The 20,087-nt window shown below is 69.6% G+C and carries 20 protein-coding genes; 13 read left to right on the top strand and 7 right to left on the bottom strand.

The features are described 5' to 3' along the window. Nucleotides 1–109 precede the first annotated feature (109 nt). The 5 genes from ACWESM_RS09070 (at nucleotide 110) to ACWESM_RS09050 (ending at nucleotide 3,370) form a co-directional block, all read left to right on the top strand. On the top strand, nucleotides 110–526 hold the full coding sequence (locus tag ACWESM_RS09070; RefSeq protein WP_412805635.1) for a phage holin family protein: 417 nt from the start codon (nucleotides 110–112) through the stop codon (nucleotides 524–526). Beyond that, complete coding sequence (locus tag ACWESM_RS09065) at nucleotides 523–918, top strand: DUF3618 domain-containing protein (protein WP_364428235.1); 396 nt, start codon at nucleotides 523–525, stop codon at nucleotides 916–918. The genes ACWESM_RS09070 and ACWESM_RS09065 overlap by 4 nt, the downstream gene beginning before the upstream one ends. After that, the gene (locus tag ACWESM_RS09060) at nucleotides 915–1,172 is read left to right on the top strand and encodes a DUF4235 domain-containing protein (protein WP_355077613.1); all 258 of its coding nucleotides are present in this window, start codon (nucleotides 915–917) and stop codon (nucleotides 1,170–1,172) included. The genes ACWESM_RS09065 and ACWESM_RS09060 overlap by 4 nt, the downstream gene beginning before the upstream one ends. Before the next feature lie 359 nt (nucleotides 1,173–1,531). Then, a complete protein-coding gene (locus ACWESM_RS09055; RefSeq protein ID WP_355077611.1) occupies nucleotides 1,532–1,900 on the top strand; it encodes an STAS domain-containing protein in 369 nt (122 codons plus the stop codon). 117 nt (nucleotides 1,901–2,017) lie between these two features. Further along, nucleotides 2,018–3,370: a cytochrome P450 gene (locus ACWESM_RS09050; protein WP_355077609.1), complete on the top strand. Its 1,353-nt coding sequence runs from the start codon at nucleotides 2,018–2,020 to the stop codon at nucleotides 3,368–3,370. An 81-nt stretch (nucleotides 3,371–3,451) separates the two neighbouring features. On the opposite strand, the gene ACWESM_RS09045 is transcribed toward ACWESM_RS09050, so the two are convergent. From ACWESM_RS09045 to ACWESM_RS09035, 3 genes are all read right to left on the bottom strand, one after another. Further along, nucleotides 3,452–3,970, bottom strand: a complete 519-nt coding sequence (locus ACWESM_RS09045) for a hypothetical protein (RefSeq protein ID WP_452491231.1) — start codon at nucleotides 3,968–3,970, stop codon at nucleotides 3,452–3,454. Nucleotides 3,971–4,137: 167 nt separating this feature from the next. Beyond that, complete coding sequence (gene cobN / locus ACWESM_RS09040; protein WP_452491230.1) at nucleotides 4,138–7,713, bottom strand: cobaltochelatase subunit CobN; 3,576 nt, start codon at nucleotides 7,711–7,713, stop codon at nucleotides 4,138–4,140. A 175-nt stretch (nucleotides 7,714–7,888) separates the two neighbouring features. Further along, nucleotides 7,889–8,512: a TetR/AcrR family transcriptional regulator gene (locus tag ACWESM_RS09035; protein ID WP_452491229.1), complete on the bottom strand. Its 624-nt coding sequence runs from the start codon at nucleotides 8,510–8,512 to the stop codon at nucleotides 7,889–7,891. A gap of 148 nt (nucleotides 8,513–8,660) precedes the next feature. Here ACWESM_RS09035 and ACWESM_RS09030 point away from each other — a divergent pair, with 148 nt between their 5' ends. Further along, entirely contained in the window at nucleotides 8,661–10,175 is a 1,515-nt protein-coding gene (locus ACWESM_RS09030) for an MFS transporter (protein ID WP_452491228.1), read from the top strand. 65 nt (nucleotides 10,176–10,240) lie between these two features. Here the strand turns inward: ACWESM_RS09030 and ACWESM_RS09025 are convergent, their stop codons facing one another. The 3 genes from ACWESM_RS09025 to ACWESM_RS09015 form a co-directional block, all read right to left on the bottom strand. Next, nucleotides 10,241–10,681, bottom strand: a complete 441-nt coding sequence (locus ACWESM_RS09025) for a nuclear transport factor 2 family protein (RefSeq protein WP_355077603.1) — start codon at nucleotides 10,679–10,681, stop codon at nucleotides 10,241–10,243. Between the two features lie 27 nt (nucleotides 10,682–10,708). Next, nucleotides 10,709–11,491, bottom strand: a complete 783-nt coding sequence (locus ACWESM_RS09020) for an SAM-dependent methyltransferase (protein ID WP_452491227.1) — start codon at nucleotides 11,489–11,491, stop codon at nucleotides 10,709–10,711. Between the two features lie 154 nt (nucleotides 11,492–11,645). Beyond that, complete coding sequence (locus ACWESM_RS09015) at nucleotides 11,646–12,710, bottom strand: hypothetical protein (protein WP_452491226.1); 1,065 nt, start codon at nucleotides 12,708–12,710, stop codon at nucleotides 11,646–11,648. Between the two features lie 495 nt (nucleotides 12,711–13,205). Here ACWESM_RS09015 and ACWESM_RS09010 point away from each other — a divergent pair, with 495 nt between their 5' ends. Further along, entirely contained in the window at nucleotides 13,206–14,090 is an 885-nt protein-coding gene (locus ACWESM_RS09010) for an alpha/beta hydrolase (protein ID WP_355077598.1), read from the top strand. A 44-nt stretch (nucleotides 14,091–14,134) separates the two neighbouring features. Beyond that, nucleotides 14,135–15,340, top strand: coding sequence for a precorrin-3B synthase (gene cobG / locus ACWESM_RS09005; protein ID WP_397278984.1), 1,206 nt, complete (start codon nucleotides 14,135–14,137; stop codon nucleotides 15,338–15,340). Nucleotides 15,341–15,352: 12 nt separating this feature from the next. Here the strand turns inward: cobG and ddaH are convergent, their stop codons facing one another. Next, nucleotides 15,353–16,237: a dimethylargininase gene (gene ddaH / locus ACWESM_RS09000; protein WP_355077594.1), complete on the bottom strand. Its 885-nt coding sequence runs from the start codon at nucleotides 16,235–16,237 to the stop codon at nucleotides 15,353–15,355. A gap of 98 nt (nucleotides 16,238–16,335) precedes the next feature. Between ddaH and ACWESM_RS08995 the strand changes: the two genes are divergently transcribed. The 5 genes from ACWESM_RS08995 to ACWESM_RS08975 all read left to right on the top strand — a co-directional run bounded on the left by ACWESM_RS08995 (nucleotide 16,336) and on the right by ACWESM_RS08975 (nucleotide 20,078). Further along, the gene (locus tag ACWESM_RS08995) at nucleotides 16,336–16,773 is read left to right on the top strand and encodes an Lrp/AsnC family transcriptional regulator (protein ID WP_452491225.1); all 438 of its coding nucleotides are present in this window, start codon (nucleotides 16,336–16,338) and stop codon (nucleotides 16,771–16,773) included. A 100-nt stretch (nucleotides 16,774–16,873) separates the two neighbouring features. After that, the gene (locus ACWESM_RS08990) at nucleotides 16,874–17,509 is read left to right on the top strand and encodes a precorrin-8X methylmutase (RefSeq protein ID WP_355077592.1); all 636 of its coding nucleotides are present in this window, start codon (nucleotides 16,874–16,876) and stop codon (nucleotides 17,507–17,509) included. Further along, nucleotides 17,506–19,059 (top strand): precorrin-3B C(17)-methyltransferase, encoded by a 1,554-nt coding sequence (gene cobJ / locus ACWESM_RS08985; protein ID WP_452491224.1) that lies wholly within the window; start codon nucleotides 17,506–17,508, stop codon nucleotides 19,057–19,059. The genes ACWESM_RS08990 and cobJ overlap by 4 nt, the downstream gene beginning before the upstream one ends. A 35-nt stretch (nucleotides 19,060–19,094) precedes the next feature. Next, nucleotides 19,095–19,490 carry a hypothetical protein gene (locus ACWESM_RS08980; RefSeq protein WP_355077588.1) on the top strand — a complete coding sequence of 132 codons (396 nt, stop codon included), beginning with the start codon at nucleotides 19,095–19,097 and terminating at the stop codon, nucleotides 19,488–19,490. Between the two features lie 57 nt (nucleotides 19,491–19,547). Further along, the gene (locus ACWESM_RS08975) at nucleotides 19,548–20,078 is read left to right on the top strand and encodes a PadR family transcriptional regulator (RefSeq protein ID WP_452491223.1); all 531 of its coding nucleotides are present in this window, start codon (nucleotides 19,548–19,550) and stop codon (nucleotides 20,076–20,078) included. Nucleotides 20,079–20,087 lie beyond the last annotated feature (9 nt).

Raw genomic sequence — 20,087 nt, 5'->3', positions numbered from 1 at the left:
TTCGCGCGTCGCACACCCCTCCCCCGCCGGACCGGCCGCGGCCTCCGATTGGAATTCGGACGCGCGGGTAGTCGCCGGGCAGGAGGTGTGACATGCCGAAGGAGGTCTCATGACCGGGACGACACAGGTTCGCCCGCCCGCGAACGCACGGTCGGTCAGCGAACTGGTCGAGGACGCCACCACCCAGGTGTCCCGGCTCATCCGCGACGAACTCCAGCTCGCTCGCGTCGAGATGCGGGAGAAGGGCAAACGGTTCGGCTTCGGAGCGGGCCTGGCGGGCGTGGCGGCGCTACTGGCGTTCTACGGCGGGGCGGCGTTGGTCGCGGCGGCGGTGCTCGGCCTCACCGAGGTGCTGCCGGGCTGGGCGTCCGCGCTGATCGTCGCGGGCGCGCTGCTGGTGGTCGCGGCGGCGCTCGGTCTGGCCGGGAAGAAGAGCGTCGAAGAGGCGAATCCGCCGATCCCGCAGGAAGCGGTCGAGGGCATTCGCGAGGACATCGAGGTGATCAAGGACAGGAGGCGGGGATGAGTGACAGCCGACCCGGGGCCGACCGGCCCACCGACGACGTCGCGGCCCTGCGGCGCGACCGCGACCAGGCCAGGGCGGATCTCGGCCGCACCGTCGAAGAGCTGGGCCACAAACTCGATGTGCCCGCGCGCAGCAAGGAGAAGGCGCACGACGTCGTCGAGGCGACTCAGCACGCGGCGTCCGAGGCGGCGCTCACCGTCGCGGACAAGGCCCAGCAGGCCAGGACGGGCGCGGCCGACCTCGTCCACCGAGTGGCGGCGGCCACACCGGAGCCGGTGGCCGAACGCGGCAGGCAGGCCGGTGGCGCACTGCGCGCCCATCCGATTCCCGCGGCCCTCGGCGCGGCGGTGCTCGCGGCCGTGGTCTGGCAGATCGTGCGGAGGCGGCGATGAAGACGCTCTACAAACCACTCGGCCTGCTGATCAGCGTGCTCGGCGGCCTCGCGGCGAACGCCGTGTTCACCAAGGTGTGGAAGCAGATCACCGGTGAGCGGCAGGCCCCGACGTCGACCGCGCGGGATCATTCCTGGCGCGAGGTGCTTTTCGCCGCGGCATTGCAGGGCGCGGTTTTCGGCCTGGTCAAGGCCGCGATCGACCGCGCGGGCGCGACGGGCTACGAATCGCTCACCGGCACTTGGCCGGAATAACGCGGCGCATCGCCGCAGCTCGACATCACTGCCGCCGTGACTCGACGTTCTCGAGTCACGGCGGCAATTCGGTGTGCGGGGGGATCGGCCCCCTACAGGTCGGCTCTTGTGTCACGGCTCCCCCGAGCGACGGACGGGAAGCTGTCGGACCGGCGCAACGAGCTTGTCCGGCCGCACGAGACCGCCTGGTCGGAGGCGCGAGCGGGCGCACAGTGTGATTAGCGCACGACGGGATGGGGTAAGTTGGCCGCGGAGTGGTCGCTCTCTGCGCCGAGAACCCGTGCGCAAGAGACGTGAACCGGAGCGGAGGTCGACGTGGCGTACTGCCGAGGACGCGTCGCCGGCACGGGAGGTGGATTGTGAGTTCCGAAAGCGCGCCCCGGGCGCTGGAGGTCGAGGTGCGGTCGGCGGAGGACACGGTCGTCGTCACCGTGCACGGCGAGATAGACATGGCGTCCGCGCCACGCTTGCAATCGGCTCTCGACGAGGCGCTACGCGACGCACCCGCCGCCGTCGTGGTGGACATGACCAACGTCGGGTTCCTCGGCTCCGCCGGGCTGAGCGTCCTGCTGGCGGCCTCGGAAGCCACCGGCTCCGGTGGCTTGCGCGTCGTCCCCAGCGACGCCGCGCGCAGGCCGATCGAGGTGACCGCGCTGGACCGGTTGCTCACGGTGTTCGACTCGGTCGAGGACGCGCTCGCGGTGAACGAGACCCAGGCGCCGAACTGAGCTTCCCGGCACCGCATCGGTGCCGCTCAGCCCGCGACGCGGTTTCGACCCCGTGTCGCCGGGTATGTGACCGGTCGTCGGCACCGTGTCGACCAGAGCGCACCGGGAGGAGGCCGTATGGCAGAAACCCGCGAACACCGATTGGTGGGAGTGCCCGCGGTGGCGGCGTTGGCGGATCTCGGATTCGCCTCGGTCGCCTCGGGTGTCATCGCCCGGCGCAGGCCGGTGCTGGGCCTGCTGGAACGCACCGGAGCCGATTCCAGGGCGATCGAGCGCGTGCGGCAGTTGCGGCGCGAGTTCGGCGCGGGCCCGGTCGAGCTCGTGGTGCCGGGTCGCCGGATCGTGGTCGTTCTCGATCCGCATGACGTGGGACGGGTGCTGGCCGACGCGCCGACGCCGTTCAGTCCGGCGAATCGGGAGAAGCGCGCCGCGTTGCGCCAGTTCCAGCCGCACGGCGTCCTGCTCTCGGAGGGACCGATCCGTGACCAGCGCCGCGCCGTGAACGAGGCCGCGCTGGACTCGGCCGAGCCGCTGCATCGCCTGGCCGGTCCGTTCGCCGAGGCGATCGCGGAGGAGGCGCGCGAGTTGATCCTGTCCGCCCTGCACCGCGGCCACCTGGACGCGCGGCAGTTCACCACGCGCTGGTGGCGGCTGGTGCGGCGGATCGTGCTCGGCGAGCGAGGACGCGACGACACCGTGCTCACCGACGAACTCTCCCGGCTGCGCTCGGCGGGCAACTGGTCGTTCCTCGCGCCTGCGCATCGCAGGCAGCGCGACCAGTTCACCAACCGGCTGTACCGCCACGTGGAGTCCGCTTCGCCGGACAGTCTCGCCGGAGCGTTGGCCGCGGTGCCCGCGGGCGGCGCCACCGATCCGGTCGGGCAGATACCGCACTGGTTGTTCGCCTTCGACGCGGCGGGCATCGCGCTGAGCCGGGCACTGGCGGTGCTGAGCACTCACCCCGAGCACCAGGCCCGCGCACTCGCCGACGCCGTCGATCCGGAACGCGTCGACCTGCGCGGTTATCTGCGCGCCTGCGTCCTCGAGTCGGTGCGGCTGTGGCCGACCACACCCATGCTGCTGCGCGACATCACCGCCGATACCGAGTGGCGCGACGGCGACGAGCGCTTCACCATCGCTGCGGGCGCCGCGCTGATGATCGCGGTCCCTGCGTTCCACCGGGATGCCGAACTGCTGCCCTTCGCCGACCAGTTCGTCCCGGAGATCTGGCTGGACGGCCGCGCGGAGCAGTATCCCCAACTCGTGCCGTTCAGCGCGGGCCCCGCCGACTGCCCCGGCCGTAACCTGGTGCTGTTCGTCACCAGCACGCTGCTCGCGCACTTGCTGACGTCGGCCGACTTCCGGCTGCGGTCCACGCCGCGCCCCAACCCGGACGCTCCACTGCCGGTGACCTTGAACAATTTCGGGCTCGACTTCACCGTCGAGCCGTGCATGACCCAAGCGGGCTAGACGCTCGGCACGGAGGCACGATCGGCCGCGCCACCGGACGGAGACCGGGAGCGGCCGATCGCACCACTCACGCAGACGCGACTACCGGACCGCGCCCGCGACACCGCCGATGAGGCCGCCGAGCACGCAGCCGGGGAACACGCCGATGATGAGGAAGATCAGACCGACCACGGCGCCGATGGCGCAGCCGATCAGCACGCCGCCCAGGGCACTCCCGGCATCACCGACGAACTGCGGCGCACCCGGCTCCGGAATGGCGGTGCCGACCGGAGTCAGGGTCAAAGTCGTTGCGTCCGCGTTGATTTCCGGAGCAACCGCGACCTGCTGCCCCATCGCGGATCGCAGAGTGGTCGGCACCGTCGCCACCACCTCGCCGTCCGGCGCGAGCACGGTGATCACGTCCGGTGTGACGGCGAACGTGCCGGAGGCGAGCGTCAGCGTCGCGCTCGACCGGTCCGGCGCGACGGCGACGGAGGAGGCCATGACGTCGTCGCCGAGCGCGGGATCGTAGATTTCGGCCTGCCCGTACGCGGTAGCCGCCGTGACGCCGGTGGCGGCAATGGTCAGCAGCGTGGTCGCTACCAATTTCCTGAACTTCATGAGCTTTCCCATCCTCAGCAGAATCGATCTGTCGTTACCTGGGTACAGCCATGGAACATCAGCGATTATAGACGTTACACATCACTGCTTCGGACAGTTGGTATTCCCAAGATGCCCTGCACGACAGCGCATTTCGTGACGAATCCGGAAAATGGGATGGGCGGACCCTACTCCAGCTCCCCTTCGGTCTCCAGGTAGACCTGCCGCAGTCGATCGAGCGTGTCCTGTTCGGGACGTTCCCACAGTTTCCGCTCGGCCGCCTCCAGCAACCGTTCGGTGATCCCGTGCAGCGCCCAGGGATTGGACTGCTCCATGAACTTTCGGTTCGCCTCGTCGAAAACGTAGCTCTCCGTCAGCTTTTCGTACATCCAGTCGGCCACCACGTTGGTCGTGGCGTCGTAGCCGAACAAATAGTCGACGGTCGCGGCCATTTCGAACGCGCCCTTGTAGCCGTGCCTGCGCATGGCTTCGAGCCAACGAGGGTTCACCACCCGGGCCCGGAACACCCGTGCCGTCTCCTCCGACAACGTCCGGGTGCGCACCGCGTCCGGGCGTGTGCTGTCGCCGATGTAGGCCTCCGGGTTCTTGCCGGTCAGCGCACGCACCGTGGCCACCATGCCGCCGTGGAACTGGAAGTAGTCGTCGGAGTCGGCGATGTCGTGCTCGCGGGTGTCGGTGTTCTTGGCCGCCACGGCGATCCGGCGATACGCGCCGCGCATGTCCTCCGCGGCGGGCGCGCCGTCGAGATCGCGCCCATAGGCGTAGCCGCCCCAGGTGGTGTAGACCTCGGCGAGGTCGTCGTCGGTGCGCCAGCTCTTCGCATCGATCAGCTGCAACAGGCCCGCCCCGTAGGTGCCGGGCTTGGAACCGAAAATGCGGGTGGTGGCGCGCCGCTGGTCGCCGTGCTCGGCGAGATCGGCTTGGGCGTGCGCGCGGACGTAGTTGTCCTCGTGGGGCTCGTCCAGATCGGCGACCAGGCGAATCGCGTCGTCCAGCAGGGCGAGCACGTGCGGGAAGGCGTCGCGGAAGAAGCCGCTGATGCGCACCGTGACATCGATGCGTGGGCGGCCGAGTTCCGCGAGCGAGACCACCTCGAGCGTGCGGACGCGGCGGCTGGCCTCGTCCCAGACCGGCCGCACGCCCAGCAGCGCGAGCACTTCGGCGATGTCGTCGCCGGAGGTGCGCATCGCGGAGGTACCCCAGATCGACAGACCCACCGACCGCGGGAATTCACCGTGGTCGGCGTGGTAGCGCTCCAGCAGGGATTCCGCCATGGCCTGCCCGGTCTCCCAGGCCAGCCGGGACGGCACGGCCTTGGGATCGACCGAGTAGAAATTGCGCCCGGTCGGCAGGACGTTGATCAGGCCGCGCAACGGCGACCCGCTCGGGCCTGCCGGGATGAACCCCCCGTCGAGCGCGTGCAGGACGCGGTCGATCTCCACGCCGGTCTGCCGCAGGCGCGGCACCACCTCCGTGGCCGCGAACCGCAGCACCAGGCGCACCTGCGGGTCATCGGCGATACCGTCGACCGCCTCCGGCGACCAGTCCGCCGCCTGCAACGCCGCGACCAGCGTGCGGGCGCGAGCCTCCACGGCATCCACGCGCTCACGCGCCTCGCCTCCCGACTCGTCGAGGCCGAGGGCTTCGCGCAGGCCGGGCACGGTGCGCTCGCCACCCCACAGCTGACGCGCGCGGAGCATGGCCAGCACCAGGTCGAGTTCACTCTCCCCGGCCGGAGCCGAGCCGAGAACGTGCAGGCCGTCGCGGATCTGCACGTCCTTGATCTCACACAGCCAGCCGTCGACGTGCAGCAGCATGTCGTCGAAGGATTCTTCGTCCGGACGCTCGGTGAGGCCGAGGTCGTGGTCCATTTTCGCGGCGCGCATCAGCGTCCAGATCTGCTGACGGATCGCGGGCAGCTTGGCCGGGTCCAGGGCCGAGATGTTGGCGTGCTCGTCGAGCAGCTGCTCCAGTCGCGAGATGTCGCCGTAGGTTTCGGCGCGAGCCATCGGCGGGATCAGATGGTCCACCAGGGTGGCGTGCGCGCGTCGTTTGGCCTGGGTGCCCTCGCCGGGATCGTTCACCAGGAACGGATAGATCAGCGGCAGATCACCGAGAGCGGCATCAGTGCCGCAGGAGGCCGACATACCCAGCGTCTTGCCGGGCAGCCACTCCAGGTTCCCGTGCTTGCCCAGGTGCACCATCGCGTCGGCGCCGAAACCCTCGGGCGCGCTGAGCCACCGGTAGGCCGCCAGATAGTGGTGGCTGGGTGGCAGATCAGGGTCGTGGTAGATGGCGACGGGGTTCTCGCCGAAACCGCGCGGCGGCTGCACCATGAGTACGACGTTGCCGAAACGCAGTGCGGCGATGACGATCTCACCGGCCGGGTCGGCGGAGCGGTCGACGTAGAGTTCGCCCGGCGGCGGGCCCCACGCTTCGACGACGGCCTCGCGCAGGTCGCCGGGCAGGGTGTCGAACCACGCGGTGTAGGTCGCTGCGCCGATGCGGATCGGGTTCCCCTCCAGCTGTTCGGCGGTCAGCCAGTCGGGATCCTGGCCTCCGGCGGCGATCAGGGCGTGGATGAGCGCATCCCCGTCCTGTTCGTCCAGGCCGGGAATCTCGCCGGGTACGCCCAGATCGTAACCGGCGGAGCGCATTTCGGTGATCAGGCGGATCGCGCTGGCCGGGGTGTCCAGACCGACGGCATTGCCGATGCGGGCGTGCTTGGTCGGGTAGGCCGACAGCATGACGGCGATGCGCTTGCGTTCGGCGGGGATGTGACGCAGCCGCGCGTAGCGCGTCGCGATGCCCGCGACACGGGCAGCGCGCTCGGCGTCGGGGACGTAGGTGGACAGGCCGTCGGCGTCGAATTCCTTGAACGAGAACGGGACCGTGATGATCCGCCCGTCGAATTCCGGCACCGCCACCTGGGTGGCGACGTCCAGCGGTGACAGCCCGTCGTCGTTGGCCTCCCACTGGGCGCGGCCCGTGGTCAGGCACAGTCCTTGCAGGATGGGCACATCCAGGTCGGCGAGCGCGCCGACATCCCACACCTCGTCCTCGCCACCCGCGGACGCGATGGCGGGCTTGGTGCCGCCCGCGGCCAGGACCGTCACCACCAGCGCGTCGGCGTGGCGCAACGTTTCGAGCAACGCGGGTTCGGCGGTGCGCAGCGACGCGCAGTACAGCGGCAGCGCCCGCGCGCCCGCCTGTTCGATCGCGGTACAGAGGGCGTCGACGTAGGCGGTGTTGCCCGCCAGATGCTGGGCGCGGTAGTAGATCACCGCCACGGTCGGCCCATCGGGATGCTCAGCGGCGACCCGATCCAATTCGCCCCAACTGGGCAACTGGATCGGCGGCTCGAAGCCGTGGCCGGTCAGCAGCACGGTGTCGGACAGGAAATTGTGCAGCTGGCGCAGATTCTCCGGGCCACCGGCGGCCAGGTAGTTGTGCGCGTCGGCCGCGACGCCGCCCGGGACGGTGGAGCATTCCATCAATTCGGCGTCCGGGGCGATCTCGCCGCCGAGGGCGACGAGCGGGATCCCGCTGGCCCGCAGCGCCTCCAGCCCGTCTTCCCAGGCCCGCTTGCCGCCGAGAATGCGCACGATCACCAGATCGGCGCCGTCGAGCAGGCCGGGCAGGTCGTCGACCAGCAGGCGAGCCGGATTTCCCCACCGATAGTCGGCTCCGCTGGCGCGGGCACTGAGCAGATCGGTGTCGGATGTGGACAACAGCACAATCACGGGTGGCAGCCTTCCTCGGGTGACGCGCCCATCGGGGGTTCGCTGCTCGCCGGGGAGGGTCTGGCTTTCCACAGTGGCGCGACCGCACCGGACTTTCACCGGTTTCCTCGTCGTCCGCCGAGCACGCCGATGCTACCTGCCGTCCGGATCGTCCTCGTCCACGCGCCCCGCTCGATCAGCCGCGACGGTCGCGGTCGCTCGCCCTGGCTGCCAAGAAGTCGTCCACGAGTCGTGCGCAGTCGGCGGTGCCGATCGGTTCGAGCCCGACCAGCCTGGCGAAGACGATCGGGCCGACGAGCTGGGTCAGCGCGAACGTCACGTCCGGATCGCCGAGTTGGGCGCGCACGTCCGGATCGCCGAAGAGCTGGTCGAACGGCTTGCGGTACTGCTCGATGAGCCGCCTGCGCAGCGAGGTGAAGTCCGGACCCGCCCCGGATTCGCCGCGCTCGCCGGTGGCCAGCCACGCCAGCGTGGATATCTGCAACGGGGCCTCGTTGACGACCGCCGCCTGCCTGCTGAGCAATTCGATCAGCCGTTGCCGCAGCGGACCGGCGGGCGGCGCCTCGATCACCGGGGGGAGCAGACGCTCGAGCGTGGCGGCGCGCAACTGCATGGCGTTGTCGAAGTGCCGGTACAGCGTGGTGCGCGCGACCTTCGACATGGTTGTGACGGCTTCGACGGTAACCGCTTCCAGCCCACCGGTTCGCAGCAGCGCGGTGGCGGCGTCGAGCAGTCTGGCGCGGGAGCGCGCCTTGCGCGGGTCGACGTCGTCGTCACGAGGGTCGGCGGCACCGGTCATGGGTCGAACATTCCTCTCTCCGCCGCGCCTATCGCCACCCGGCCCACTTATGATACTGATAGTAGCGTAGCGATACTGACAGTTTTGTTCAGCCCGGGGAGGCGCCGTGGAGTCCACCACGACACGTTTGTCAGCCGCTCAGCGATGGATGTTGACGATCTCCTGCCTCACCGTGGCGTTGGTGATCGCGTCGATGGCGGCGCTGTACACCGCGTTGCCGGAGATCGCCGCCGCGACGGGCGCCAGTCAGCAGCAGCTCACCTGGGTCGTCGACGGGTACACCCTGGCGCTGGCCTGCCTGGTTCTCCCCGCGGGCGCCCTCGGCGACCGCTTCGGGCGGCGCGCCGTGCTGGTCATCGGTCTGTTCGTCTTCGCGGCGGCCTCGGCGGCCCCGGCGCTGCTGCACACGCCCGGCTGGTTGATCGCGGGCCGGACGGCGGCCGGAGTGGGCGCCGCTCTCGTCATGCCCTCGACGCTGTCCCTGATCACCGCCGGATTTCCGGAGTCACGCCGGGGCAATGCCGTCGGGCTGTGGGCGGGTGTCGCCGGTGCTGGCGCGGTGCTCGGCATCCTCGGCTCGGGCCTGCTGCTGGAGCAGTGGTCGTGGGTGTCGATCTTTCTCGCCATGGCCATAGCGGGACTGCTGCTGATGATCGCCGGTTTCACGCTGCCGGAGTCGGTCGACCGGGATCGTCCAGGGCTGGACGTGTGGGGGGCGGTCACCTCGGCCGCGGCCGTCGGATCACTTGTGGTGGCGGCGATCACGGTACCCGAGCGCGGATGGGTGGACCCGGTGGTGATCGGCGCCGCCGTCGTCGCGGTGCTGGCGGCCGTGGCGTTCGGCATGATCGAGAAACGGGTGGCACACCCACTGCTGGATCTACGTCTGTTCGCCGATCGAGGGTTCGGCTCCGGCACCGCGTCGGTGACCTTGCAGTTCTGCGTATGCTTCGGGACCTTCCTGCTGATGGTCCAGTTCCTGCAGCTGATCCTCGGGTACCGGCCGATCGTGTCGGCGCTGGCGATGGCGCCGATGATGGTGCCGATGGTGGCGGTCTCGGCGGTGGCGCCGCGCCTCGCCGAACGGGTCGGGTTGCGGCTCCCGATCGCGGGCGGGCTGGTGATCATCGGGATAGCGCTCGTCGCGCTCTCCCGGGTCGAGGTCGACACCACTTACGTCGACCTGCTCTGGCCGTTCCTGATCATGAGCACCGGCACCGGCCTGTGTACCGCGCCCGCGACGGCCGCGATCATCGCGGGCACCCCGGTGGAGAAACACAGCGTCGCCGCCGCGGTGAACGACGCGGCGCGCGAAGTGGGCGCGGCGGTCGGCATCGCCATCGCCGGCAGCATCCTGGCCGCCGGGTACAGCCACCGCGTCGCACCCGCCCTGCCCCAGCTGCCCGAGCAGATTCGCGAACCGGTCGGCGACTCGCTGGCCGCGGCGCTGCAGGTCACCGAGCGAATCGGCCCGCAAGCCGCGCCCCTGGCCGACTTCGCCGAATCGGCCTTCGTGCACGGCGCTCAGCAGTCCGCGCTGGCGCTGGGCATTGTCACCTTCGTCGCCGCGGCCCTGATCGGGGTGTGGGCGCCGGGACGCTCACGCGCGACGGCGAAACCGGCGCCGACTCGACCGGAGACGCAACCGACGACGACACCGTGACGACCGCGCGCCGGTGACACCCGCACGACCGATCACACGACGACCGTGCAGGATTCGCGCCGGGCCTAGACCAGGTCGGCGTTCCCGTCGATCACCTTGAGGTGGTAGTGGAACCGGTTGACCCGCCACCCCTGCGATGTGCGCTCGACGCCGAGGGAGTAGCTGCCGACGAAGGTACGGGTCTTGCCCTCGGTCGCGGCATTCTTGACGTGCACCGCGATGGCGTCCGCGTGCACGCGCGCCGCGTCGCCGTCCAGATCGATGAGATGGTTGCCCGACTGGTGGTGCACCCCGTCGAGGTCGGCGAGCCCGGTGCGCCAATCCGCGATGATGTCGGCGGTGGCACGCTCCCCGACCGGCCCGCCGAAACCGCCGTCGAAATCGACGGTCGGCGTGAACACCTCCGCCGACAAGTCTTCCCAGCGCTTCTGGTCGGTGTACACGAACATCTTGGTGATCACATCGACGATGGCGAGCCGGTCGGCGAGAGTGGAAATTTCGGACATACGCCGACCTTAGTCGGCGGGCCCGCCCTATGCCTTGCGGACCACCCCGCCGAGCAGCACCAGCCCGGTTTCCGGCAGGTCGTCGCCGAGCCACTGTTGCAGGGGAACCACACCGGGCTCGAGTATCTCGAACCCCTCGAAGAACGACTCGACCATGGCCGCAGACCGATAGACCACCTGGGCCGAGGATTTGGCGGTATCCGACGACGACTGGTCGATGAAGTCCGAATTGCTGTCGTCGGAGCCGTGCGTGAACGCCAGATAGCTTCCCGGAGCCATGATTTCCCGCAGCCGAGCGACGATCTCGGCCGGGCCTTCGTCGTCCATCACGAAATGCAGGACCCCGACGAGCGTGATCGCGACCGGCTCGTCGAAGTCGATCGAACCACCGCTGCGCAGCCGGTCGATGATGTCGTCCGGACGGCGAACGTCACCCAGCATCGCCGTCACCCCGTCCGCTTGCGCCAGCAGGGCATTGCAGTGCGCGTAGACGACCGGGTCGAAATCGACGTACACCACCCGCGCCGAAGGGTCGGTCTTGTGGGCGACCTCGTGCACGTTCGGCGACGTCGGGATACCCGCGCCCAGATCGATGAACTGCCGGATCCCCGCCTCGGCGGCCGACTGGACCGCACGCACCAGGAACTGGCGACTGAACCAGGCCAAGGTTCGGGTATCCGGGGCGATGGACAGCATGCGGTGCGCGACCGCCCGGTCCACCTCGTAATTGTCTTTGCCGCCCAGGAGATAGTCGTATACCCGTGCGGAATTCGGCAGGTTCGGATCGACGCCGCGCGGTGCTCGCTCCATGCCGGACACCGTACCTCCCGATCGCCCCGATCATGATCCTAACAAAACAGTCGCGGGCCGTCGCCTCGGTTCTCGGCCCTGAAAAGGCACTCGCGTATCGAATGACATTGCAGGGAACGTTGTTTCAGGCTCTGTCGAGCACGCGCGCACGGACTCACTCGCCGACCGCCGCTAGCAACTCCGTTCGCGCCATCAGCTCATCCGCCACCGGGCGGGGACGGCGACCCAGACCACACGCGCAAGCGAGGCCGTCGATCGGACGGCCCAGCGCGTTCTCGATGATCCGCAATGTCTCCGTCTGCTGTGCCTCGGTAGGAACGTCGTGCACGAACCCCGCGTAGAAATTCGTACCGGCATCGAGGGCCAATTTCGCCAAAGGCGCATAGAATTCCGCTTTCTCCGATGGAGGTACGTCGCCCGCCGCGAGCGGACCGTGCACGTATTCCAGGACGCGCCCCCGCGGCCAATGACCGACGACGGAATTGGCCAGATCGACCAGCGGCCGGGCATCGCGCAACCGGCCTCGTGCCTTGTTGCGCAAACTGCCGAGGCACAGGTGCACCCCGAAACGGGTACCTTCGGGGGCGGCCGCGGCCAGGGCCGCGATCCCCTCCCCCAGCCTCAGCACCCGATCGGTCAGCCGGTGCAACGGCTGTGACTTCGCCATGAGCACCAGTTCCGCGGTGGCTTCCAGCTGCACGACGACGTCGTCACCGGCGAGCTCGCGAATGGCCGTGATGTCCCGCACGGTGGCGTCGAGGAAGGCGCGTCGATGCCGCCGCACGCCGGCGGCTCCCATCGCGATGAACGTCAGCGTGAAATCGGTCGGCATGCCGATCTGGAGTGCGAGACCGGGCAGGTCGTGCTCGGCGCGCAGTGCGCGAAAGATCGGCAGCGCCTCCTCGGCCTCGCCGAGATAGCCGAGATCCATGGCTTCGCTGGGCAATTCGGCGCCCCGCGCCACGCGGTGGATCGTCCGCTGCCTGCTCGAGCCCCATGTCCCCTGCTTCTTCACCGCCAGGACCCCTTGGTCGACCAGGTCTTCGATGATCGGCTGGATGTAGAACTCGTAGCGCCGGGTCTCCCCCGTCGGCAGGGTACGCAGTCGCGTCCCCGCACTGTCCAGCATGGCCCGCATCGCGACGTCCGTGCTTTCGGCCGGAAAACTTCCGACGAAGTGCACCGTCCGCGTACCCGCCCCTTGTCCCGTCGCACCCACGTTTCCGCGCTCCTTGTCCATCGCGTCGTCTCGGACATCCGCTGTCCCGAAGCGATATCGGGCGCGGCCGAGTACACGCGTGCGGCATCAACTATGCGATAGCCACGGAACATTGTGCGCGGTATCGCCGTTCGCCGGGCAACCAGCGGCACGATCCGCCGGGACTGGCGGCATACGGCCATGGGCAGCACTCGCGATCGACGGCGTTCACGAATATCCGGAGCCCGTTGGCGTCCGAGGCAGCACGTGGGTCGCACACCGAAATCGCCTGCTGGAAAATGTTTTACGGACGCCACGCGTGACCGGATCCGGCGTCCGCGGGTATTGCGCGCGGCGAAGTTCACGCATAGCCTGCGTCGCGTGCGAACCTCGCTACGGTCGATCGCCGTGTCCGCGGCGGCCATACTTCTCTGCCTGACACCGAGCACTGCCCACGCCGAAGACACCGCGCCGGGTCGTTGCACAGCGGTCTCCATCCCCGTTCCGCTCGGAGAGATGGCCGGATCCTTGTGCACCCCCACGGCGCGCGCCACCGACACCGTCATGGTGCTGATCGCGGGTTCCAACTACAACGCCACGTACTGGGATTTCCCCTACGCTCCGGAGACCTACAGCTTCCGGCGGGCGATGAACGCCGCGGGCATCGCGACGCTGGTGGTCGACCGGCTCGGCAACGGTGCGAGCACCCGCCCACCGAGCACGCAGGTGACGGCGACGGTCTCCGCCCGCGCCCTGCACGACATCGTCCGGTCCCTGCGCGCCGGACTTGCGGGCGCGCCCCCGTTCGGCAAGGTCATCACCGGAGGTCATTCCCTCAGTTCGGGCATCGATGTCCTGGAGGCGACCACCTACCAGGACGTCGACGGCGTCCTGCTCACCGGTTACTCCCACGCGCTCAACGTGTCCGAGGTGCTCGGCGTCATCTCCACCTACCACCAGGCCGCCGAGGATCCGCAATTCGCTGGGCGCGGTTACGACGCGGGCTATCTGGCGACGCGGCCCGGTACCCGCGCGGCCGATTTCTTCGCTCCCGAGACTGCCGACCCCGAAGTTCTCGCGGTGGACGAGGCCACCAAGGAGGTCTTCTCGCCGACCGAGTATCCCGACGGCCTGACCTCCACCCTTCCCCCGATGAGCAACTTCATCGATGTCCCGGTTCTCGTCGTCAACGGCAGTCGGGACCGGCTCTCGTGCGGCCCCGCGTACGCCGTCTGCGCGGATGCCGAGACATTGCGCGCCACCGAAGCGCCGTTCTTCGGCCCGGCGGCGCGACTGCGCACCTTCGTGCTGCCCGGCAGCGGGCATTCGGTCAATCTGGCGCGCAACACCGCCGAATACCGGGCCGCCGTCGTCGACTGGGTGCGTTCGATCGGGCAGTGACCGGCCGTTCCGCCCGGCAGCCGCGTCCGTAGGCTGGAGTCCCTATGACACGACGTGCTCCTGATTCCTGCCCGGGCGTACTGCGGCTGCACGAGGCGGCCGACGGGCCGTTGGCCCGGATCCGCGTGCCCGGCGGTCGCCTGGAGCCCGCACAGCTACAGGCACTGGCGGAGGCCGCGCACGACCTGGCGGACGGCCACATCGAGCTCACCTCGCGCGGCAACGTCCAATTGCGCCGGGTGAGCGATGCCGCAGCGTTGACCGACCGGCTCGTGGCCGCGGGTCTCCTGCCGAGCACCACGCACGAACGGGTGCGCAACATCATCGCCTCGCCGCTGTCCGGCCGGATCGGCGGCCTGGCGGACGTGCGCCCGCTGGTTCGCGCGCTGGACACCGGCTTGCTCGCGGCGCCGCGGCTGGCCGACCTGCCCGGCCGGGTGCTGTTCACCCTCGACGACGGACGCGGCGATGTCAGCGGCCTCGGCCCCGACATCGGCGTGCACGCGGTCGGGGCAGACGAGTTCGCGCTGCTGCTGGCGGGCGGCGACAGCGGCCTGCGGCTGTCCGCAGCCGACGCTGTGGACGTCGTACTCGCCGCCGCGCAAGCATTCCTGGATCTGCGCGGCGCGGACCCCGGCCGGTGGCGGCTGCACGAGATCGAACACGGCGCCGAACGCGTCATCGATCGCCTCGGCTCGGCACCGAGCGCCGATGAACTCGAATTCCCCGCCACACCGGACATTCCGATCGGCTGGCTGGAGCAGGACGACGGGTCGGTCGCCCTCGGCATGGGCGTTCGCCTCGGCTCCCTGCCCGCCCGCACCGCCGAATTCCTCGCCGCGGTCGAACGACCGGTCTTCCTCACGCCGTGGCGCAGCCTGGTGGTCACCGACCTGCCGGAGTGGACCGCCGAGCAGGTGGTGCGCGTGCTCGCGCCGATGGGCTTGATCTTCGACGCCGACTCGCCCTGGCTGCTGGTCAGCGCCTGCGCCGGGCAGCCGGGCTGCGCGAAGTCGCACACCGACGTCCGAGCCGACGCGGCGGACGCCGTCGGCGCAGGCCGGGTGCTGCCGGGGCCCGCCGATCCGCTCGACCTCCCGCGGACGATGTCCGCCGCGGATGTCGCGGTGGCCGGCCGCCAGCACTGGTCCGGCTGCGATCGTCGCTGCGGCCGTCCCCAGGGGGAGGTCACCGACATCGTCGCCACGAGCGAGGGTTATCGCGTCGACCGGCCGCCCCGCGTTCCCTGAGATTCCGGCAGGTCACCCGCCATGGATCTCGAGGGTGCAGCATTTGACGGAGCCACCAGCTTTGAGCAGCTCGGACATCTCGATCCCCACCGGATGGTAGCCACGGGCACGCAAGGCTTCACTCAGGTCGGTGGCCGCGCTGCTGAGGAAGACGTTCGCGCCGTCGCAGACCCCGTTCAGCCCGAGCACCGCCGCGTCGGCGTCGGTGGCCACGATCGCGTCGGGGTAGAGCTCCGCCAGCACCGCGCGCGCCGCCGGGCTGAAGGCGGGCGGGTAGTAGGCGATGGTCGCGGCGTCCAGCGGAAGCAGCACCGTGTCCAAGTGGTAGAAGCGCGGATCGACCAGTTCCAGCGACACCACGGGCAGACCGAAGTGGCGCGACACCTCCTCGTGCGCGGCAGGTGAGCTGCGGAATCCCGTTCCGGCCAGGAGCCGGTCGCCGACCAGGAGGAAGTCGCCTTCGCCTTCGTTGCATTCCGCGGCGGCCACCAGGTTCGCCACGCCGGACCGGGCGAACCAGGCGTGGTAGGCCGGGCCTTCCGCGGCACGCTCGGGGTGCGTGAAGCGAGCCGACATGGCGCGGTCGCCGACGATCAACCCGCCGTTGGCGGCGAACACCATGTCGGGCAGGCCCGCGACACCGGGCACCACCTCCACGGTGTGCCCGTGTTCGGCGTAGGTGGCGCGCAATCTCTCCCACTGCGTGATGGCCAGCGAGCGGTCGACGGGCTCGGCGGGATTCATCCAGGGATTGATGGAGTAGGTGACGTCGAAGTGGTCGGGACGGCACATCACGAACCGGCGCGGCGACGAACGGCGGGCGGTGGACTCGAGGGGGAGGGTGGCTACAGACGTCAACGGAACTCCCGGCAGTGAGCGTGGACTTTCAGCTGTCATGACGGTAAGTCGCCTAGCATTGCGCTAGAAATGACGATTCATTGCGTATGGAAGGCAAAAATCAGCGAATTGTTGTGCAAGGCGAGAGAAGGTGTGACGTGGACGACCTCGACCGGCGGATTCTCGAGCAATTGCTGAAGAATGCGCGGGCTTCGTTCCAGGAGATCGGCGGCGTGGTCGGATTGTCCGCGCCCGCGGTGAAACGGCGAGTCGACCGGCTGGTGGCGGGCAAGCAGATCACCGGGTTCACCGCGCTGGTCAATCCCGCCGCGCTGGGCTGGAAGACGGAGGCGTACGTCGAGGTGTACTACCGCGACAACATCTCCCCGGCCGAACTCAAACGCAGTCTCGAACCGATCCCGCAGGTGGTCGGCGTGTGGACGATCGCGGGCGAGGCCGACGCGCTGGTGCACGTGATGGCCACCGACATGGCCGAGATCGAGGTGACCGTGGAACGGATCAGGGAGAACGCGCGCGTGGGGCGTACCCGCAGCGCCATCGTCATGTCCCGGATTCTCAAGCGTCCGCGGACCTGATCCGGCGGCCCCGCCCCTCGGTGTCCGGCCGCCGGGCCCGGGATGCGAAGCGCCCGACCCGGACCGATCTGTCCGGACCCGCACCCATATGGTGGACCGCATGTCCGACGTACGTGCCAGCTATCTGACCGACGGGGCCGAGATCTACCGTCGCTCGTTCGCGACGATCCGCGCCGAGGCCGACCTGAGCGGATTCCCGCCGGACGTGGCGCAGGTGGCAGTGCGGATGATCCATGGCTGCGGTCAGGTGGATCTCGCCGCGGACATCGCCTTCTCCCCCGGCGTCGTCGCCTCGGCGCGGGCAGCGCTGCGCGCGGGCGCGCCGATTCTCTGCGATGCCACCATGGTTGCCTCCGGCGTGACCAGGAAACGACTGCCCGCCGACAACGAGGTGCTGTGCACCCTCGCCGACCCGCGCGTGCCGGAGTTGGCCGCCGCCAGGGGCACGACCCGCTCCGCCGCCGCGCTCGAACTGTGGCGCGACCGTCTCGACGGCGCCGTCGTCGCGATCGGCAACGCGCCCACGGCGCTGTTCCACCTGCTCGACCTGCTCGACGCGGGAGCGCCCCGGCCCGCCGCCGTGCTCGGCATTCCGGTCGGCTTCGTCGGCGCGGCCGAATCGAAGGACGCGCTGATCGAGTTCGGCGGCGTCGAATACCTCACCGTGCGCGGCAGGCGCGGCGGCAGCGCCATCACCGCGTCCGCGCTGAACGCGATTGCGAGCGAACAGGAATGAGCACTCCGGGCAAGCTGTGGGGCGTCGGACTCGGTCCGGGCGATCCGGAACTGGTGACGGTCAAGGCGGCCAACGTGATCGGCGCGGCCGACGTGATCGCGTTCCACAGCGCGCGCCACGGCCGCAGCATCTCCCGCCGTATCGCGGCGCCGTACCTGCGCCCCGGCCAACTGGAAGAGCATCTCGTCTACCCGGTGACCACCGAGACGACCGACCATCCCGGCGGTTATCAGGGTGCGATCGACGAGTTCTACGAACAGGCCGCCGAGCGGCTGGCCGAGCACCTCGCCGCGGGCCGTTCGGTCGCGCTGCTCGCCGCGGGCGACCCGCTGTTCTACAGCTCCTATATGCACATGCACCGGCGCCTGGCCGACCGGTTCGAAGCCGAGATCATCCCCGGCATCACGTCCGTGAGCGCGGCGTCGGCGGCGCTGGGCACACCGCTGGTCGAGGGCGAGCAGGTGCTCACCGTGCTGCCGGGCACCATGCCGGTCGACGAGCTCACCCGGCGGCTGCGCAGCACCGACGCCGCCGCGATCATGAAACTGGGACGCACGTATCCCGGTGTGCGCCAGGCTCTTACGGATTCCGGCCGACTCGCGGGCGCGTACTACGTCGAGCGCGCGAGCACCACCGAACAGCGCGTGCTGCACGCGGGCGCGGTGGACGACGCCGAGGTGCCCTACTTCGCCATCACCCTCGTGCCGGGTCCCGAGCCGACCACGCCGCTGCCCCGCCTCGAAGAGGAGACCGTTCAGCGTGACCGCGATGCCGAGGGGGTCGGTGAGGTCGTGGTGGTGGGCCTGGGTCCCGGCGCGCCCGAGTGGACCACCGACGAGGTGCGCGCGGCATTGGCAGAGGCGACCGACCTGGTCGGCTACACCACCTATTTGAACCGGGTGCCCGAACGCCCGGGCCAGCGTCGTCATCCCAGCGACAACCGGGTCGAGTCCGAGCGCGCGGCCATGGCCTTGGACCTGGCCAAGCGGGGCGCGCGGGTCGCGGTCGTCTCCTCGGGGGATCCCGGCGTCTTCGCGATGGCGGCGGCGGTGCTGGAGGAATCCGCCGACCCGCAGTGGCGCGCGGTGCCGGTGCGGGTGCTGCCCGGGCTCACCGCGGCCAACGCGGTGGCCAGCCGGGTGGGCGCGCCGCTCGGGCACGACTACGCGATGATCTCGCTCTCCGATCGGCTCAAGCCGTGGGAGGTAGTGGCGCAGCGCCTTTCGGCGGTCGCTGCGGCCGACATGGCGATCGCGATCTACAATCCGGCATCCTCGCAACGCACCTGGCAGGTGGGCGCGATGCGGGATCTGCTGCTGGAGCATCGCAAGCCCGACACGCCCGTCGTCATCGGGCGCGACGTCGGCGGGCCCACCGAGTCGGTCCGGGTGGTGCCGCTGGGCGACCTCGACCCCGCGGAAGTGGACATGCGGACGCTGCTGATCGTCGGCGCGTCCACCACCACGGCGCTGGAAACCGGTACGGGCACCCGGGTCTTCACCTCCCGCCGCTACGGCCGCACGCGCGACGCGGCCGCCGGCGACGCGTAGTATCGCCTGACGCACCGAAGCAGATCGGAGGGACCTTGGCCGCGACACTGTCGGAGCTGACGCTGCGCGCCCGAGCCTTGGAGGCCAGGGCCACCGCGAGCGAACAGGCACTCGACGAACAGGGCGAGGTCCTCAACGAACTCGCGGTGCTGACCAGGAAGACGCTCGACGGCATCGGCCGGATCGACCTGCGCGCGGAAACCCTCGGCGAAGCCGTCGGCGAGCTGCGCCAGGACGTCGGAGACCTGCGCGAGAATGTGGGCGAACTCAACCGCAGGGTGACCGTGCTCGAACAAGGACAGGTCCGTCTGGAACAGGGCCAAGCCGCGCTCGCTCGCGGCCAGGCGCAGCTCGAACAAGGACAGGCACGGCTGGAGCAGGGAATGGCGCAGGTGCTCGCCCGGCTCGACAAGCTGACCGGCGACGCCTGACCCACCACGTTCCGGTAACATTCCATTATGGAATGTTGAGAGCGAAGGGAGCAGTCGTTGACCAACACCGCGACCAAGCGCAAACCACTGAACTCGACGGCGGCGTCGTTGCTCGGATTTCTGCACGAAGGCGCGATGTCGGGATGGGATCTGGTGACCGAGGCCCAGGAGCGCATCGGCGACTTCTGGACCATCACCCAGAGCCAGGTCTACCGGGAACTCGCCACCATGGACGCGGCGGGACTCGTCGAGAAGGGCGAGACCGGCGCCAGGGAGCGCACCCCCTACCACATCACCGACGCGGGCCGGGAAGCGTTCCTGGAATGGGTCGTCCGCGATCCCGGCGGGGAAACCATCCGGGTGCCGTTGCTGCTCACGCTCTCCTTCGGCGAGCATCTCGATCGCGATCGGCTCGACGGCATCATCGCCGCCAACCGGGAGATCCATCAGGCGCGGCTCACCCGGTATCTCGCCGAAGACCCGGAGGTTAAGTCCGCATTCGCCCGCGCCACGTTGGATTTCGGGATTCGCTACGAGCGCACGGTGCTGGACTGGTTCGATCATCTGCCGGAAATTCTCGGCGGCTGATCTCTCCGG

This window comes from Nocardia sp. NPDC003999 (assembly GCF_053604885.1).
The sequence above is the reverse complement of the archived record's forward strand: the minus strand, read 5'-3'. Positions and strand labels throughout refer to the sequence as shown.

What these genes read in the sequence shown, in the direction of transcription:
- ACWESM_RS09025 (WP_355077603.1), bottom strand. Translation starts at nt 10,681, where the DNA reads ATGTCCGAAATTTCCACTCTCGCCGACCGGCTCGCCATCGTCGATGTG.
- ACWESM_RS09060 (WP_355077613.1), top strand. Translation starts at nt 915, where the DNA reads ATGAAGACGCTCTACAAACCACTCGGCCTGCTGATCAGCGTGCTCGGC.
- ACWESM_RS09070 (WP_412805635.1), top strand. Translation starts at nt 110, where the DNA reads ATGACCGGGACGACACAGGTTCGCCCGCCCGCGAACGCACGGTCGGTC.
- ACWESM_RS09035 (WP_452491229.1), bottom strand. Translation starts at nt 8,512, where the DNA reads ATGACCGGTGCCGCCGACCCTCGTGACGACGACGTCGACCCGCGCAAG.
- ACWESM_RS09050 (WP_355077609.1), top strand. Translation starts at nt 2,018, where the DNA reads ATGGCAGAAACCCGCGAACACCGATTGGTGGGAGTGCCCGCGGTGGCG.
- ACWESM_RS09020 (WP_452491227.1), bottom strand. Translation starts at nt 11,491, where the DNA reads ATGGAGCGAGCACCGCGCGGCGTCGATCCGAACCTGCCGAATTCCGCA.
- cobG (WP_397278984.1), top strand. Translation starts at nt 14,135, where the DNA reads ATGACACGACGTGCTCCTGATTCCTGCCCGGGCGTACTGCGGCTGCAC.
- ACWESM_RS09065 (WP_364428235.1), top strand. Translation starts at nt 523, where the DNA reads ATGAGTGACAGCCGACCCGGGGCCGACCGGCCCACCGACGACGTCGCG.
- ddaH (WP_355077594.1), bottom strand. Translation starts at nt 16,237, where the DNA reads ATGACAGCTGAAAGTCCACGCTCACTGCCGGGAGTTCCGTTGACGTCT.
- ACWESM_RS09010 (WP_355077598.1), top strand. Translation starts at nt 13,206, where the DNA reads ATGGCCGGATCCTTGTGCACCCCCACGGCGCGCGCCACCGACACCGTC.
- ACWESM_RS09045 (WP_452491231.1), bottom strand. Translation starts at nt 3,970, where the DNA reads ATGAAGTTCAGGAAATTGGTAGCGACCACGCTGCTGACCATTGCCGCC.
- cobJ (WP_452491224.1), top strand. Translation starts at nt 17,506, where the DNA reads ATGAGCACTCCGGGCAAGCTGTGGGGCGTCGGACTCGGTCCGGGCGAT.
- ACWESM_RS09030 (WP_452491228.1), top strand. Translation starts at nt 8,661, where the DNA reads ATGTTGACGATCTCCTGCCTCACCGTGGCGTTGGTGATCGCGTCGATG.
- ACWESM_RS08990 (WP_355077592.1), top strand. Translation starts at nt 16,874, where the DNA reads ATGTCCGACGTACGTGCCAGCTATCTGACCGACGGGGCCGAGATCTAC.